Source organism: Cyanobacterium sp. HL-69 (genome assembly GCA_002813895.1).
Lineage (GTDB): Bacteria > Cyanobacteriota > Cyanobacteriia > Cyanobacteriales > Cyanobacteriaceae > Cyanobacterium.
Genome location: CP024912.1, coordinates 2804748 through 2820670 on the forward strand (window position 1 = coordinate 2804748; position 15923 = coordinate 2820670).

The window sequence follows — 15923 nt, forward strand, 5'->3', positions numbered from 1 at the left end:
TTAGGATAGGAAATTGAGAAAACAATAGAGAATAAATAATTGCAATTAAGGTTATAAAATATCAATAAATTATCAATTATTTACCCTTTTTTTACAAACTAAATATGTTTTTAAACAAAAAACAGACGGCAAATATAAACAGCACTAAAAATGCCAACCACATCAGCGATTAACCCAGCAAAGAGGGCATGGCGTACTCTCTTGATGCCCACGGAGCCAAAATACACTGCTAAGATGTAAAAAGTTGTTTCTGTCGAGCCATACATGGTGGCGGCAATTTTACTAATGAGAGAATCTGGTCCGTAGGTTTCTACCAAGTCACTGAGTAACCCAAATGAGCCTCCCCCAGAAAGAGGGCGCATAATAGCGAGGAGTAAATTTTCGGGGGGAAAACCTAGCACGGACAACACGGGGGATAGAATATTAAGCATGATGTCTAATGCCCCACTAGCTCGAAACATACCGATGGCAACGAGAATGGCTACCAGGTAGGGAATGATTTGAATGGCGATGGTGAAGCCATCTTTGGCGCCTTCGGTGAATACTTCATAAACTTTGACTTTTTTAAACACGAGGGCATAGAAGGGAATGCCCATTAAAAGAAGGGGAATTATATATTTGGCGGTGGTGTTAAATATGTCGGCAATGGATTCAATCATTATTTTGGTGTTGTTAAATTGATTTTAATTTGGTTTATTGTCAACAATGGGCTTAAGCCCATTGCCCATTATCTAGTTTTCAAAGTATTGAGAAATTTTATCTCCAATTCAGATTAATTACTCATGGAAGTCTGATTCTTCTATTTCTTTTTCAGGTTCGGGAATGGCAAATTTGGGGAGTTTTGAAAGGAATTTGACGGCGGTGACTCCTGCAATGGTGGAGCAGGATGTGGCGAGAATGGTGGGAATGAATAAGCTACTAGATTCAACTCCCATAAGGGCTACTACGGTGGCGGGGAGAATTAATTGCACACTGGATGTGTTGATAGTCAAAAAGGTACACATGGCATTGGTGGCAGTTTCGGGGTGGGGATTAAGTTTTTCTAGTTCTTGCATAGCTTTTAAACCCAAGGGGGTGGCGGCATTACCCAAACCCAACATATTAGCGGACATATTTAGTACCATGGCACTCATGGCGGGATGATCTGGGGGAACTTCTGGAAATAGCCAAACTGTGATAGGACGGACGATACGGGCGATCGCATTTACCAAACCCGCTTCCTCCGCAATTTTCATAATTCCTAACCAAAGAGCCATAATACCGATTAAACCAATGGCCAAGGTAACAGCCGCTTCCGCACTATCAATGGCGGCTTCGGTGACAGCATCAATATTGCCATTTATCGCTCCGACAATGACGGAAATAGCAATCAATCCAAACCAAACGTAATTGAGCATAAGATTATATTTAGGCAGAAAAATTACCATTCATTTTGACACACCATTACAACGAAACATTAATTTTGGTCACAAAAAATGTAAAGTAATATCAAGATTTATTACCCCCATCGCCCTAAAATCAAGCCTTGCCCATAATCTAATACTATTGTGTAAATTTTATTGATAAAGGTTAATAAATATATGCCATACACCACAGAAGACGGCGGTAAAGTTAATAATTTCGCCAACGAGCCAAAAATTTATAAAGCTCAAGCCCCCACAGAAAACGAAAAAAGAAACAATCTAATTTTAGTTATCGTTTCTACCATCCTTGTGGCTGGGGGAATTGCGATCGCCTTTTACGCATCCACCAACCCTCCCATATCTTAAAAAAAATAAAAGTCTCCGTTGCTCCAGACAAGCAGAAACAGAACCATAGACGATAAGATGAAATAAGACCGTAATAATTCTTTACCATCATTAAAAAAACTATGTTTTTATTTGGACTCGGAGACAAAAAACTAACCCTACCCAAACCCGAAGAAGCCCTCAAAGGTAGAGACAAAAAAATGCCCCTACCCTCCAAGCATTACGTAAACGGTAACCCCTTCAAAACCGAATATCCAGCCCACATGGAAAAAGCAGTATTCGGTATGGGTTGTTTCTGGGGCGCAGAAAGAAAATTTTGGCAGCTAGAAACAGGAATCTACCTCACCGCCGTGGGTTATGCCGCAGGTTATACCCCCAACCCCACCTACGAAGAAGTCTGTAGCGGTTTAACAGGTCATAACGAAGTTGTCCTAGTAGTTTATGACCCCCAAATTATTAGTTACGAAACCCTCTTAAAAGTATTTTGGGAAAACCATAACCCCACCCAAGGAATGCGCCAAGGTAATGATAGAGGCACTCAATATCGCTCAGGGATTTATACCTATTCTACCCAACAAAAAGAACTAGCCCAAAAATCAAAACAGCTTTACCAACAAGAATTAAACAAAGCAGGACATGGGGAAATTACCACCGAAATCCTTGACGCGCCAGAATTTTACTTCGCCGAAGGCTACCACCAACAATACCTCGCCAAAAATCCCAACGGCTATTGTGGCTTAGGAGGTACTAAAGTTTGTTTTCCCGAAATCTCCTCCGTCAAAAACTAGAAATATCAACAAATGTGAACCTTCCATCAGAAGGAGATCCTTTTGAGTTAACCTGATAATAAACAGTCCTTTTTCTTTAAATTAATTTCGGAGTCGTATGTCTGATCTAAATCGTGGCATCATGAAATTTGAAGGTGCTGACAAACCTATTATTGTAGGTATTTCTGCCTTTGTTATTCTCGGTGCTATTACAGCATTAATTATCTGGGCGCTAAATTCCGCCTATGCAGTAATTTAATTACTATCAATGGTCGTCCCCTCAGTCTTATGGGGGGATAACTTGCTGAGTGGATAATTAGTAACAAATAATAAAAAAAGTTAATTATCAATGACTTTTTTCACTACCCACTTTCATTACAAAAAGTTTTCAGCCCAATCTAAATAATTAGTGATTAAAAAATAGCAAAAGTGAGTTTTTTTAAACCTAGTGAAATAGTTTGTTTAGACAATCAAAATCGGTCATTATACTGTGAAATTATCGACGTTATAACGCAACAAAATAAATGCTGGGTTCGCCCTCTGATGTTGGTTAATTTTATACAGCAAGACCAGTATGAAAAAGCTGTAAAAAATATTGATGATTTGCGCCACACTTCAGATTTATTATGGAGTACAAACTGTTTCCGACCTGTTTTTGATACCGAATATATAACTTTTTGTGGTCAATTGCCTGAATTTGAATTTGATGATAAAAAAATATTAACCGCAAAAAAAACCCTAAGACATTTCATTCAAGATCTGTGGTTATTTAATAGTAAGTAAACTAAAATAATCAGACCATTATAACATCACCAATAAGATTAAAAAAATCTACCTTTACTTGACAAAAAGACAAGCCTAGGCTTTATTTCTTATAGAAAGACCTAGTTAACAATTAGCAAAAATTGCCGTACAAAAAAGAATAACTTTTTATTATCTCCTATCTCTTCGGTCAGTGGGGTAACTTGTTTATATAACGTAACGCTATGATATAATCAATTGTAATATTTCAAAACCTTGAAAACTAGATATAGATGTAAAGTAATGGTCTCGCCAAGGCTAAAAACTAATGTCTAGGATCATCTAAAATCAAGACTATGAATAATGTTGCTACTAGCTTAGTCAGCAACAAAATTTTAACTCAACTACCTAAAAAAGAAAATAAAATTAGGTTACAACACAGAAACTGTATATATATAGATAAATTATGAAAGATCTCGCTCGATATAGAAATATTGGGATTTTTGCCCACGTTGACGCTGGAAAAACAACCACTACAGAAAGAATCCTAAAATTAACTGGTAAAATTCATAAACTTGGCGAAGTACATGACGGTGCCGCTACTACCGACTTTATGGAACAAGAGCAGGAGCGAGGAATTACCATTCAATCCGCCGCTACAAGCTGTTTTTGGAAAGATCATCAATTCAATATCATTGATACCCCTGGACACGTTGACTTCACCATCGAAGTATATCGTTCTTTAAAAGTTCTTGATGGTGGTATTGGGGTATTTTGTGCTTCTGGTGGGGTTGAACCTCAATCTGAAACCAACTGGCGTTATGCTAACGATTCTAAGGTTGCTCGTGTAATTTACGTTAACAAATTAGATCGTACTGGTGCTGATTTTTACAGCGTTGTTAAACAAGTAAAAGAAATTTTGGCTGCTACTCCTTTGGTAATGGTATTACCTATAGGTATTGAAACCGAATTTAAAGGAGTTGTGGATTTATTAACCCGTAAGGCTTGGGTTTGGGATGAGTCTGGAGATCCTTTAAACTACACCATCGAAGAAGTTCCTGCGGACATGGTGGATGATGTGGAAATTTACCGTGAGCAATTAATCGAGACTGCGGTAGAACAGGATGAAGTGTTGATGGAAAAATACCTCGAAGGAGAGGAAATTTCTGTTGATGATATTAAGCGTTGTATCCGTAAAGGTACTCGTGATTTGGCTTTCTTCCCTACCTATTGCGGTTCTTCTTTCAAAAATAAAGGGGTTCAGTTAGTTTTAGATGCGGTAGTTGACTATTTACCTGCGCCTGATGAAGTTAATCCTCAGCCTATTGTGGATTTAGAAGGTAACGAAACTGGAACTTTTGCAAAAGTTGACCCTGAAGAACCTTTCAGAGCTTTGGCATTTAAGATTATGGACGATCGCTACGGCGCCCTAACCTTTACCCGTGTTTACTCTGGTAAATTAGAAAAAGGAATGAGCGTATTAAACACCGCCACTGGTAAAACTGAGCGTGTGGGTAGAATCGTAGAAATGCACGCTAATGATCGTATTGAGGTGGACTCTGCCCAAGCGGGAGACATTGTGGCTATTGTAGGGATGAAAAACATCCAAACTGGTCACACTATCTGTGATCCTAATCACCCTGCTACCCTTGAGCCTATGGTATTCCCTGAGCCTGTAATTTCCATTGCTATCAAACCTACCCAAAAAGGTGGTAACGAAAAAATGGGTATGGCTCTTAGTAAAATGGTTCAAGAAGATCCTTCTTTCTATGTGGAAACTGACCAAGAAAGCGGTGAAACCATCATTAAAGGGATGGGTGAATTGCACCTTGATATTAAAGTGGACATCCTCAAACGTACCCACGGTGTAGAAGTAGAAGTTGGTAAACCTCAAGTGGCTTACCGTGAGTCTATCACCAAGGTAATTAATGACAGTTATACCCACAAGAAACAGTCTGGTGGTTCTGGACAGTTTGGACGTATCGACTACACCATCGAACCTGGTGAAACTGGTAGTGGATTCTTGTTTGAGTCTAAGGTGACTGGTGGTAATGTTCCCCGTGAATTTTGGCCTGCGGTTAATAAAGGTTTTGAATCTAGTATCGATAAAGGTGTGTTGGCTGGTTATCCCTGTGTAGATCTCAAGGTTACTTTGACTGATGGTGCTTTCCACCCTGTGGATTCTAGTGCGATCGCCTTTGAAATTGCTGCCAGAGCAGGTTATCGTCAATCCATTCCTAAAGCAGGGCCTCAAATTCTTGAGCCTATTATGAATGTAGATGTATTTACCCCTGAAGATCACATCGGAGACGTAATTGGTGACATTAACCGTCGTCGTGGCATGATCAAATCCCAAAACACTACCCCCATGGGTGTCAGAATCAAAGCTGAAGCTCCTTTGAGTGAAATGTTTGGTTATATCGGTGATTTACGTACCATGACTTCTGGACGTGGTCAATTCTCTATGGAATTCTCTCATTATGCTCCTTGTCCTAGAAATATTGCTGAGGATGTAATTAAGGAAGCTAAAGAGCGCGAATTAGCATTGGCTAAATAATCAAAACCATTAATCATTAAATAGGTTTTGTGGGTGGGCATTGCCCACCTTTTTTTATGGGGAAAAATGCTACGCAAAAAAAAGCCCCCCACCCAGTGGGTGAGAGGTTTAAAGTGAGGGCAAACAAATAGATGGAGAAGGGATTATGGTCATAATCCCATGGTGTTGTTTTTTATCTGCGCCAAGATACCTTGGGTAAGATTTGTTCTAAATTAGCTCTATCTTTGTACTTAGTAGCAAAGTTAAGTAAAGAATCGAGTAAAGAATCAGAGAGATAATGGGGTTGTAAACCTAAATCTAATAATTTGGTATTTTTGGCGTTGAAATAATGTTCCTCTAATTCAACTCTCGGGTTATCAATATTGTTAACTTCCACTTTTAAACCGATGGTTTGTCCTGCTTTTTGAACCATGGTAGCCAAGTCATTGATACTAAATCTTTCAGTAAATTGGTTAAATACTCTGAATTTTCCAGCTTCCGCAGGATTGGCGATCGCTAATTCCATACATCTTACGGTATCACGAATATCTAATAAAGCTCTGGTTTGTTGTCCGCTACCATATACCGTCAAAGGATGTCCTAAAGCGGCCTGAATACAAAAACGGTTGAGAGCAGTACCAAATACGCCATCATAGTCAAGACGGTTAACCAACATCTCATCCATGCCAGTTTCCTCAGTCAAGACACCATAAACAATACCTTGGTTTAAATCAGTGGCACGAATACCCCATACTTTACAAGCAAAGTGGATATTATGACTATCATGTACCTTACTTAAGTGATAGAAGCTACCAGGCTGTTTAGGATAAGGTAATACATCCTTACGACCATTATGTTCAATTTCGATATAACCTTCTTCAATATCAATATTAGGAGTACCATATTCGCCCATAGTACCCAATTTAACTAAGTGAGTATCAGGAAACTCCTCTTTGAGAGCATAGAGAATATTAAGAGTACCCACCACGTTATTAACTTGGGTAAATACAGCGTGTTCCCTATCAATCATAGAATAAGGGGCGCTGCGTTGTTCCCCAAAATGCACCACAGATTCAGGCTCAAACTGACGAAACGCTTTAATCAAAAAATCGTAGTTAGTAATATCGCCGATGAATAACTCAATTTTTTTACCAGTTAACTCATACCATCGTTGAATACGCTTCTGAATGGGAGCGATGGGGGTTAGGGTTTGTGAGCCTAATTTGTCATCCCAGTGACGACGGGCTAAACTATCGAGAATTGCTACTTCATATCCTTTATTGGAGAGGTGCAGGGCTGTCGCCCATCCACAGTAACCATCTCCACCTATTACTAATGCTTTCATCTTACTATTTGTACTTTAATATCAATATTTAGGTTAATTTACCAATTATTGGTACTCAAAAGATCATTAAATATGATTTTTTTGCTTAAAATCCAATTTATCACTAATTTTTCCTTTCTATATAGCTGATGTGTTAAAGAATACAATAAAATCATGGCTAAGTACTTACTAGATCGATCATTGATGGTTAGGGGTTAACTAGATTTTGCTCCAAAAGTCCAAAACTTAGCTATGGGTTATGAGGGAGATCGCACATAACTAAAATCTTTCGAAGTCTGACAATTTCAACAGTAATCGGAGACTAACAAAAAAGGGTTAATGTTGATATAGTAACAATTCCTCTTATTTTTTTATTCCTAATTGAGTAATTAAATGGTTCAATTCTGGCAGAATCAACTTTTCCATGGCCAATGTTACAGCGTTACTAGAGCCTGGTAAAGAAAATATTATTTTGTTGTTATATATACCTGCGATCGCCCTTGAAATCATAGCCCTAGAGCCAATTTCTTGATAGGAAAGATAACGAAAAATTTCACCAAACCCCGGTATTTCTTTATCTAATAAACCATCAACAACATCAAAAGTATTATCCCTTGGACTTATTCCTGTACCACCGCTTAAAATCAATATATCTATAGTTTCTCTTTTAGATAAATCATTTATTGATAGTTTTATCTGGTCTGAATTATCTTTTATAATGTCGTAATAACTAATATTGTGACTATTCTTAGTTAGTTTATTTTTAATAATCTGACCACTTTTATCAGTATCAACAGTTCGAGTATCACTAATAGTAATTACAGCACAATTAACAACTATAAATTCTTTATCTTTATGGGGAATAACCATAAAATTAAGTGAGGAATATGTGAAAAATTATCGATAGTAAACCTAACCCTTAAAACCCACCATAATAATTAAGACTTGCTAAATCCTAACCCATGTTCTTCGGCGTAACGTTCCATAAAACGCATGAATCTTTCCCATTCTTCCACAGACTTGATTATATAAATGGCTTCGATGGCCACAGGCTCACCATTTACAAACTTACATTTAACTTCTCTGGTGTTTAACTCTCCTTCCTCATCAGTTAAATACATCCCCGTAACAGCTTGAGTATTACCGCTTTCTAAAATAGGAGACTCTTCAAAACGAAAAGTGGCGGTGCCATTGCTACCATCACGAGAGCGAGTCATTTTTACATCAGGAATTGATTCCTCGATAATGCCTTTAGTAAATTCTATTTGAGCCATATTAAAATTTTACCTTTATATTTTTTATTACTATAACCTTACTTATCATCTCACAGTCAAGGGCGATCAACGTTAAAATTTAAGGGGTAATTACAAAAATTTTCAAAAGAAATTCCCCTCACAAGATGCTAGAAGCCCAAGTACATTCAGAATTACGCAACTTTTTGCGCACCTATAGCCCTTCTGATTGGGTACATCATCTTACCATGGCGAGAATGGTGGCCCGTGGTCTGCGCCTGGGGCGATCGGCTATAATCCAAACAGGAGTTAGTCACGATACCTATAATTTAAGTTATTTAACCCCTGCCCTTCTGTGTGATAAAACCGTTATTATTGTTGCCATACACAAAAATCAACGGCAACTAATAGAACAAAAAATTCCCTTTTTACAACAAAAGCTAGGTACTAACAAATTAGTTTTTAATCAGTTATCTACCCATACAAAAAGTAATAATTCTCTTATTTTATTAACTCCTCAGAATTGGTTAACAAAAACCATTAATAGCAATTTAGTCAATAACTCCCATATTCTTATAGAAGAAGCCGAAAAATTACCCCAATTTATTAATGAATATCTCACCATCTCCGTAGATGTTTATGATTGGTTTAAATTACAAAAAGATAATGAGCAATATAAAAGTTATATTCAAACTCAACTAGCAAAACTAACTCAATCAGTATTTAGTCACCCAATAAATCCCTATAACAGTTACTTATTAGAAACTAAAGAAAAGCAAATTATTCAAGAAATAATTTTTAAAATAAAACCAACAAAATTAGATTTATACAATAAACTAATTAAACTAAACGAGCATTTCTTAGACGAAAAGAACCATATTAACTACGTTGAAGTAAATCGCTCAAAAGGACAATTTATAATTAAATCTTCCCCTCTTAATTTTCATGACAATATCAAAGAAATTTGGCAACAAAAATCGGTTACTCTTATCGCTAACTATCTTAGCCCCGAAAAAGAAGCCATCGATTATAGTAAACAACTAGGCATTGATAACAGTAACTATACCTGTCTCAAATTTTCTCCCCATGCCCCCAATGCCATCCTAAAACTATATTTCCCTGAAAAATTTCCCTTCCCCAATAGCCCCGAATTTCAAAACTCCGTCACCAGAGAGATTACAGCCCTTGTTTCTAGTGCCAAAGTTAACCATCAACCCATTATTGTCATCATTGAAGATGTACCTTTACAGGCTCAAATTACCTCCATTTTGGCTTCCCAATTTGGTTCGAGAGTAAAACTTAATGACCTTGATTGTAGTAATAATACTGTATTGGTATGTGGTATTAATTTTTGGTATCAACATCAAGAAAGATTCCCTTCACCGCAACTGCTGATTATGGCAACTTTACCCATTCCCTCCTTAGAAAATCCTCTAGTTGCCTCCCAAGTAAATTATTATAAAAGTCAAAAAAAAGACTGGTTTCGCTTATATCTGTTGCCCCATGGTATAAAAACCCTACAACAATTAACCGTGTCTGTGCGCAAAAATCAGGGGGTTTTGGCTTTGTTAGACAATCGAGTTAGTTTTCGCAGTTATGGTAATAGGGTGTTAGAGGCGCTCGAACCTTATGCGAAAATAAATTACGTAGATTTAAATTGGTTAAATTAAATTAATTAATACTCACAGAAACAATTATGCCCATCGTTCAATTTCAAGAAAAAAATATTAGTTGTGAAGTAGGAGAAAATCTCCGCAAAGTTTTGCTCAAAAATGATGCTGAATTATACAATGGTAAAGCAAAATATATTAATTGTATGGGTATCGGTAGCTGTGGTACTTGTGCTGTGCAAATAAAGGGAAGTGTTAATGCTCCTAATTGGAAAGATAAGGCAAGGCGCTCTTTTCCTCCTCACTCCCCTGATAGAGATTTGAGGTTAGCTTGTCAAACAAAAGTTTTAGGAGATATTTCTGTTACTAAATATGATGGTTTTTGGGGACAGAAAAACACTTTAAAATAAGGCTTTATTCACTACCAAAGACTTCAATATCACTAAAAACACAGACGGGGGAAGCGTGTCCTACTCGAATCATTTGATTTGGTTCACCTTTACCACATATAGGAGTGCCAAAAACATCTTTGGTTGATTCGTCTCCCACTGCCGAGAGGTTGTGCCAAAAATGCTGGGTTACTCCTCTATAGTTAGGGTTGCGGAGGGTTTTGGTGAGTTGACCATTTTCGATGAGACGGGCATATTCACAACCAAACTGAAATTTGTTACGATAGTCATCGATAGACCATGAGCGGTTGGATTCCATATAAACCCCATGTTCGATATTGCTAATCAAGTCATCAAAACTATTTTCCCCTGATTCTAAGTTTAAATTAGCCATGCGGTCAATGGGAGGACGATTCCAAGAACTAGCCCGACTGTTAGCAACTCCTTCAACTTTTGCTCTGGCTTGGCTTTCAAGACTTCCTAAGCCTCTCAATAGGATTCCGTCTTTGATTAAATGTTGTCGTTGGGCTTCTATACCTGTATCATCAAAGCCATAACTGGCCAATTCTCCTTCAAAAGTGGGATCGAAGGTTATATTCATTTTTGATGAACCATAGGCAAGGTTGCCGAAGTCTTCTAGTTTGACAAAGCTACTGCCTGCATAGTTTCTCTCGTCTCCTAATATTCGATCTAATTCGAGGGGATGTCCTACGCTTTCGTGAATTTGTAACATCATTTGGTCAGGGGCGAGTACTAGGTTTGTTCTAGTATTGGGACATTCTTGGGCATGGATAAGGGCGATCGCACTTTCCCCTATTTGTTTAGCCCGTTGTAAAATGAGAGAGGGATTAATAATTTCTGCACCCCCTTGATAACACCGCGCCAACATTCCATTATCACTACGTTTTTGGATAATATTACCATCTTGAGCAACAGCACCATAATCCGTGGATACCATGGAAAAATGTTGAAAAATATTAGCACCATTACTACTAACAAAATGATGCTCTACTTCATTCATTATGGCCAAAGCAGTAGTTTTAACCACCAGAGACGATACTTTTAAACTCTCACATACCTGAATTAGTAAATCATTTATATCCCTAATACTGAGAGTGTCAAGGGGGTTTTGTACCGAAGACTGATAACCTCCCCGACTAGGAGGACGAATGCTACTATCAAAACTAAAAATTCCCCATTCCTGAGCAGATATGGCCTGTTGTCTGGCGTTATTGACAGCCCTTTGAATACTGGCAAAATCAAGGCGATTAGTGGCACAATACCCCATCTGTCCATTAACCAACACCTCCGCCATTACTCCTCGATTTATTTTTTTACCATGATATTGCGGTAAACCATCTCGAAATCGATGGGTTTGACTTTTTTCACTCACATATCTCAAGCCTACCCAATCAGCTGTAATGGTTAAATTTTCAATGGTTTTTTCTAAGTCAATATTCATGGATTTACATTTGTGAGACTAAATAAGTTTTTATTTATAAACAATGGTAATTATTACCAATCAAAAATGGGATCTTCTTCGTCTTCTAATTCCCAATCTCTAACAAAATTTTGAGATTTTCTCTTATTATTTTTTCTCAATTTTTTCTTTTTATTCATTGGGTTAAAAAACAATGGCAATAAAGCCCCACCAATGCAACCAGAGGCCACAGAAAATGAAACTAAAATACCTAAAGGAATAGAAATTGATTGAAGTCCAAAGAATTGTAAACTAATGGGGGCTACATTTTGGATGGCAAAAATTGGTAGGATAATAATCCAAAAAGAAATAATAAGAGTGATAATTAAATTACTAAATATTTTCATAAAATAGAATTTTGAGAAAAAATATCCCCTAGTACTTTGGGGATTGTAAAAGTAAGAATTAAGCTAATTTAATGAATAGTAATAGTTTAGTATTTCTATGAAGAAAGTAAATTAATAAAAGGTGTACTTAACCAACTTAAACCCACTTTTAACTGATGTTTTGGGGTAGGAAGACGATATAGATACACAAATCGACGGGCAAGATAAGCCAAACCACCGTCGAGGGATACTCCTAAACCGCTGAGGGTAGCGTTATCTATTCCTAGGGCAATCATTTCCCCAAGGGGTTGATAACGGAAGGGTAAGAGGGGTTTTTCTTGTAGAGATGCCCAAATATTCCAAGCACAATAGTCTGATTGTTGGAAGGCAACTTGGGCGGTGGAGGGTAAAATATTTCCGTCTTTATCAAGGGATTCTACTAAGTCACCGAGGGCAAATATTTCGGGATAGTTTTCCACTTGCAATTCTTGGTTGATGGTTAGTTTTCCCTGTTCGTTTTGGGGTAAGCTAAGACCATCTAATATTTTTACTGGTTTTGTGCCGACTGTCCACAATACTAAGTCAACGGGAATGGTATCAACGATATTTTTATATTGGAGGGAAATTTGATTTTCTTCTATGCTAGTTATTTCTGTGTCTAAATCTAGCCATATTTTTCTATCTCTAAGGGCTTTTTCGGCGGTTTTACGGTTAAATTCGGGGGATTTTTTGAGAATTTGATCGCCCCTATCAATAATTCTAATTTTACCACGTTCTTGGAGGCGATCGCCTATTTTTACAGCCAATTCTACGCCACTGTAACCACCACCAACGATGGCAACTCGGATTTTTTCTTGGTCAGAATTTTCTAATTGTCTTAATCTTTCTTTGAGGGTATAAGCATCATTGAGGGTACGGAAGGGAATGGCATACTCTTTTGCACCAGCAACGGTTTGGGAGGGAGTAGTGCCACCAAAAGCCACCACCAAACGATCATATTCTAGGGTAGAGTTAGATTCTAGGCTGACGGTTTTGTTTTCCAGGTTTATTCCTGTGACGGTGTCTTGGATAAAGTTGATTTTGCTATCTTCTAATAATTCGGTATAGTAGGGGGCTACTTCCCAACTTTGCATTTCTTCAGTAATTAATTCATATAGTAAGGGAGAGAATAAGAAGCGATCGCCCTTATCCACCAAAGTAATCTCAGGAAAATCCCCTTCCCAGTCTAATTCTTGTAATCGTAGGGCGGTATAAAGCCCCCCAAATCCACCACCGAGAATCAATATTTTATCGGCCATGATATAGTCTCCCTCTTAAAATTACTGCTGTCTCTATTCTATGTTACTGCCATGGCAAAAGTTAGAAAACAAACCCCCCTTTCTTTGTAAGGGGGAAAAACAGATATAGCGTTTTTTATAATTATGAGATACATTTATGATTTTCAAGTCCCCCGAATTTGCGGGGGATTTAGGGGGATCATTTTGTACCCCGTAACCATGATAATTGCTATAAAAAATAAAACCGATTACTTATTAATAACTTCTTCTAGTCTTTTTAATACAAAATCCTTATCTAAATAGGATAGTAAATAACCAGCCTTTGGTCCTTTTTCTTTCCCTAAAAAGCTATAATAAACCGCAGGAAAAGCCACATTAGGTTTAAATCCTAATTGTTTCATTGCTGTAAATAAAGCCGTTTGTAACTCCTCTCCTTCCCATTTTTCAAGGGTTGTTAAAGTTTCCTTTAATTGTCCTAAATAAGTGATTTGATCATCCGTTAATTCCGAGACAATTTCAGGAATAGAGTCAAAATAAATAACTAACTTTTCTTCCTCATCAGCATAATCAGCCAACCATTTACGGGCGATCGCAATGCGTTCATTAATCTTAACCCAGTCATAGTCAGTCAACTCCACCTCAGCCCGTTTCTTAACCTCCTCCACAATATCTAAATGGGGAACTTGTAATAAAGAAATAAGGGTACTAATATCAAAAGTATAAAAAGGCTTAATTTCCTCATCTAATTGAGAATAAAATAAAGGTAATAAAGTTTTATCTAACTCTACATTTTCATTATCTTCTTTTAGTTTTGCATAGGTATTTAAAAGATTATCATAATCCCTAAATAAGCGAGTAATATTATCATAATTAGGAGAAAAATTAATAACCGTTTTTGGCTGAGTTTTTAACATTAAAAACCGCAAAATTTCTGGAGGTAATAAATCCGCCATATCCTTCGCACTAGAGCCAACTCCCTTAGACGAACTCATTTTGGTACCATTGACCAAAATAAACTCATAGGGAGAATGAAAAGGAGGCTGTTTACCCAAAACCTTACGAGAAATAGCATTCGCCACATCCCTCGATCCACCCTTTTGGGAATGGTCTTTTCCAGCCATCTCCATGGTGACACCAATCAAATTCCACTTAGCAACCCATTCCACCTTCCAAGGCAACTTACCATTACCATCAAAAGGAGATACCCAGCCAGAATGCCCACACCCTTTTACCCAATCCGTAGCGTCTTCCTTACAGGTGTAAAAAACTTCTGAGCCATTGTAGTCTGTGGTCACCGTGGTGGCAATCTTACCACATTTTTCGCACACTACTTGAAAAGGATACCAGTTTTCAGGGCGATCGGACTTACTCACACTTAGATATACATCCTTAATTCCCTGAGCATTTTTCAAAAAAGTATCGATATAAGGGTTCATTTTTCCAGAGCGGTATAAATCCCTTAAATAATAAATTTCCGCCTTAACTCCCAAATAATCGAAAACCTCTAAAAACTCCTCCATAAAATACTTCGCATAATCACTGCTTTTTTCATCAGGAGAAGGCACATTGCAAAGGGGAAAACCCAAATAGGGAGCAAACTTTTCTTGATCTAAGTAATGGGGTACAGTATCTAAAGCATCATAATCATCTACCCCATAGGTAAATTTAACGGGTTTACCAGCTCTTCTTAAAGCCCGATACATGACATCATGAATAATAACACCGCGCACCGAGCCTACGTGTACCCTACCTGAAGGGGTTTTGGAGTCATTTACTAATTCTTCTTGGTGGGAACTTTCTGCTATTTTATCCGCCCAAAACATAATTTAATAATTCTTAACTATAATTTACAGTGCAAACCTCTGATTATATCTTAACTTCATGAGGTGGGGAATAGGGAATAGGCAATGGTGATCAGAAAGTATTACCTTAACTCTCTACCAAAGGGAAATAGGGCGATGGGTATGAGCTTAAAATGTTGTTTTGCAAAGGGTAAACCAATAATCGTAATGGCTAAAATTAGACCATGGACAAGGTGAGAAATGGCGATTTCCCAACCAAATAACAATAACCAAATCACATTAAAAATAGTGTTTAAAGTATTGGAATAGTCTGGGGAAACATAGTCACGTCTGCCAAAGGGAGTCATGGTTGCTACTCCTAGCTTAATAGCTTGAACCCCAAAAGGGATCCCGATAATGGTAAGGCAAGTAGTCAAACCACCAATAACATAAGCTAATCCACTCAGAAAGCCACCGAAAATTAACCAAATAATATTTCCTATTAAACTCATTTTTTATACTCCTTAATCTGTGTTTACCTAAAAATATACCATCCTTAAATAATTTGTGAGAAAATCCTTCCATACATTATCAAAGAAAAGAGGTTTTAAACTGTTGTCAGGTAATAAGAACATTCTTTGCTGTTTTTAGACATTTTACCGACAAAATAGGATGACTACGTTCAAATATGTTAGAAGTATATATAAACAAA

General features: G+C 37.4%; 17 protein-coding genes. 7 read left to right on the plus strand and 10 right to left on the minus strand.

From position 1 onward, the window contains the following. Positions 1-110: 110 nt before the first annotated feature. Complete coding sequence (locus AA637_RS13040; protein ID WP_446683119.1) at positions 111-659, minus strand: spore maturation protein; 549 nt, start codon at positions 657-659, stop codon at positions 111-113. Between the two features lie 117 nt (positions 660-776). Further along, positions 777-1397 (minus strand): nucleoside recognition domain-containing protein, encoded by a 621-nt coding sequence (locus AA637_RS13045; protein WP_446683120.1) that lies wholly within the window; start codon positions 1395-1397, stop codon positions 777-779. 183 nt (positions 1398-1580) lie between these two features. Between AA637_RS13045 and psb34 the strand changes: the two genes are divergently transcribed. The 5 genes from psb34 (at position 1581) to fusA (ending at position 5813) form a co-directional block, all read left to right on the plus strand. Continuing rightward, a complete protein-coding gene (gene psb34 / locus AA637_RS13050; RefSeq protein ID WP_446683121.1) occupies positions 1581-1769 on the plus strand; it encodes a photosystem II assembly protein Psb34 in 189 nt (62 codons plus the stop codon). 101 nt (positions 1770-1870) lie between these two features. Next, positions 1871-2536, plus strand: coding sequence for a peptide-methionine (S)-S-oxide reductase MsrA (gene msrA, locus AA637_RS13055; protein WP_446683122.1), 666 nt, complete (start codon positions 1871-1873; stop codon positions 2534-2536). A gap of 97 nt (positions 2537-2633) precedes the next feature. Further along, on the plus strand, positions 2634-2774 hold the full coding sequence (locus tag AA637_RS13060) for a hypothetical protein (protein WP_201150043.1): 141 nt from the start codon (positions 2634-2636) through the stop codon (positions 2772-2774). Between the two features lie 170 nt (positions 2775-2944). Continuing rightward, the gene (locus tag AA637_RS13065) at positions 2945-3298 is read left to right on the plus strand and encodes a hypothetical protein (protein WP_446683123.1); all 354 of its coding nucleotides are present in this window, start codon (positions 2945-2947) and stop codon (positions 3296-3298) included. A 421-nt stretch (positions 3299-3719) separates the two neighbouring features. Then, positions 3720-5813 (plus strand): elongation factor G, encoded by a 2094-nt coding sequence (gene fusA, locus AA637_RS13070; protein WP_446684596.1) that lies wholly within the window; start codon positions 3720-3722, stop codon positions 5811-5813. Positions 5814-5985: 172 nt separating this feature from the next. Here fusA and AA637_RS13075 read toward each other — a convergent pair whose 3' ends face one another. The 3 genes from AA637_RS13075 to psb28 form a co-directional block, all read right to left on the minus strand. Further along, positions 5986-7137 (minus strand): NAD-dependent epimerase/dehydratase family protein, encoded by a 1152-nt coding sequence (locus AA637_RS13075; RefSeq protein WP_446683124.1) that lies wholly within the window; start codon positions 7135-7137, stop codon positions 5986-5988. A 342-nt stretch (positions 7138-7479) separates the two neighbouring features. Further along, positions 7480-7986: a MogA/MoaB family molybdenum cofactor biosynthesis protein gene (locus AA637_RS13080; protein WP_446683125.1), complete on the minus strand. Its 507-nt coding sequence runs from the start codon at positions 7984-7986 to the stop codon at positions 7480-7482. Between the two features lie 68 nt (positions 7987-8054). Continuing rightward, the gene (gene psb28, locus AA637_RS13085) at positions 8055-8390 is read right to left on the minus strand and encodes a photosystem II reaction center protein Psb28 (protein ID WP_069790072.1); all 336 of its coding nucleotides are present in this window, start codon (positions 8388-8390) and stop codon (positions 8055-8057) included. A gap of 125 nt (positions 8391-8515) precedes the next feature. Between psb28 and AA637_RS13090 the strand changes: the two genes are divergently transcribed. After that, positions 8516-10018, plus strand: coding sequence for a helicase C-terminal domain-containing protein (locus AA637_RS13090; protein ID WP_446683126.1), 1503 nt, complete (start codon positions 8516-8518; stop codon positions 10016-10018). Between the two features lie 26 nt (positions 10019-10044). Further along, positions 10045-10368, plus strand: coding sequence for a 2Fe-2S iron-sulfur cluster-binding protein (locus AA637_RS13095; protein ID WP_446683127.1), 324 nt, complete (start codon positions 10045-10047; stop codon positions 10366-10368). Positions 10369-10372: 4 nt separating this feature from the next. On the opposite strand, the gene AA637_RS13100 is transcribed toward AA637_RS13095, so the two are convergent. The 5 genes from AA637_RS13100 to AA637_RS13120 all read right to left on the minus strand — a co-directional run bounded on the left by AA637_RS13100 (position 10373) and on the right by AA637_RS13120 (position 15723). Next, positions 10373-11809 (minus strand): TldD/PmbA family protein, encoded by a 1437-nt coding sequence (locus AA637_RS13100; protein WP_446683128.1) that lies wholly within the window; start codon positions 11807-11809, stop codon positions 10373-10375. A 53-nt stretch (positions 11810-11862) separates the two neighbouring features. After that, on the minus strand, positions 11863-12174 hold the full coding sequence (locus AA637_RS13105) for a lipopolysaccharide assembly protein LapA domain-containing protein (protein WP_446683129.1): 312 nt from the start codon (positions 12172-12174) through the stop codon (positions 11863-11865). A 95-nt stretch (positions 12175-12269) separates the two neighbouring features. Then, a complete protein-coding gene (locus AA637_RS13110) occupies positions 12270-13451 on the minus strand; it encodes an NAD(P)/FAD-dependent oxidoreductase (RefSeq protein ID WP_446683130.1) in 1182 nt (393 codons plus the stop codon). Positions 13452-13678: 227 nt separating this feature from the next. After that, a complete protein-coding gene (gene lysS, locus AA637_RS13115) occupies positions 13679-15253 on the minus strand; it encodes a lysine--tRNA ligase (protein ID WP_446683131.1) in 1575 nt (524 codons plus the stop codon). Positions 15254-15354: 101 nt separating this feature from the next. Further along, on the minus strand, positions 15355-15723 hold the full coding sequence (locus tag AA637_RS13120; protein ID WP_446683132.1) for a YccF domain-containing protein: 369 nt from the start codon (positions 15721-15723) through the stop codon (positions 15355-15357). Positions 15724-15923: the final 200 nt, after the last annotated feature.

What these genes read in the sequence shown, in the direction of transcription:
- psb28 (WP_069790072.1), bottom strand. Translation starts at nt 8,390, where the DNA reads ATGGCTCAAATAGAATTTACTAAAGGCATTATCGAGGAATCAATTCCT.
- AA637_RS13090 (WP_446683126.1), top strand. Translation starts at nt 8,516, where the DNA reads ATGCTAGAAGCCCAAGTACATTCAGAATTACGCAACTTTTTGCGCACC.
- AA637_RS13105 (WP_446683129.1), bottom strand. Translation starts at nt 12,174, where the DNA reads ATGAAAATATTTAGTAATTTAATTATCACTCTTATTATTTCTTTTTGG.
- AA637_RS13040 (WP_446683119.1), bottom strand. Translation starts at nt 659, where the DNA reads ATGATTGAATCCATTGCCGACATATTTAACACCACCGCCAAATATATA.
- AA637_RS13110 (WP_446683130.1), bottom strand. Translation starts at nt 13,451, where the DNA reads ATGGCCGATAAAATATTGATTCTCGGTGGTGGATTTGGGGGGCTTTAT.
- psb34 (WP_446683121.1), top strand. Translation starts at nt 1,581, where the DNA reads ATGCCATACACCACAGAAGACGGCGGTAAAGTTAATAATTTCGCCAAC.
- AA637_RS13080 (WP_446683125.1), bottom strand. Translation starts at nt 7,986, where the DNA reads ATGGTTATTCCCCATAAAGATAAAGAATTTATAGTTGTTAATTGTGCT.
- AA637_RS13075 (WP_446683124.1), bottom strand. Translation starts at nt 7,137, where the DNA reads ATGAAAGCATTAGTAATAGGTGGAGATGGTTACTGTGGATGGGCGACA.
- AA637_RS13060 (WP_201150043.1), top strand. Translation starts at nt 2,634, where the DNA reads ATGTCTGATCTAAATCGTGGCATCATGAAATTTGAAGGTGCTGACAAA.
- AA637_RS13045 (WP_446683120.1), bottom strand. Translation starts at nt 1,397, where the DNA reads ATGCTCAATTACGTTTGGTTTGGATTGATTGCTATTTCCGTCATTGTC.
- msrA (WP_446683122.1), top strand. Translation starts at nt 1,871, where the DNA reads ATGTTTTTATTTGGACTCGGAGACAAAAAACTAACCCTACCCAAACCC.
- AA637_RS13095 (WP_446683127.1), top strand. Translation starts at nt 10,045, where the DNA reads ATGCCCATCGTTCAATTTCAAGAAAAAAATATTAGTTGTGAAGTAGGA.
- AA637_RS13100 (WP_446683128.1), bottom strand. Translation starts at nt 11,809, where the DNA reads ATGAATATTGACTTAGAAAAAACCATTGAAAATTTAACCATTACAGCT.
- AA637_RS13120 (WP_446683132.1), bottom strand. Translation starts at nt 15,723, where the DNA reads ATGAGTTTAATAGGAAATATTATTTGGTTAATTTTCGGTGGCTTTCTG.
- lysS (WP_446683131.1), bottom strand. Translation starts at nt 15,253, where the DNA reads ATGTTTTGGGCGGATAAAATAGCAGAAAGTTCCCACCAAGAAGAATTA.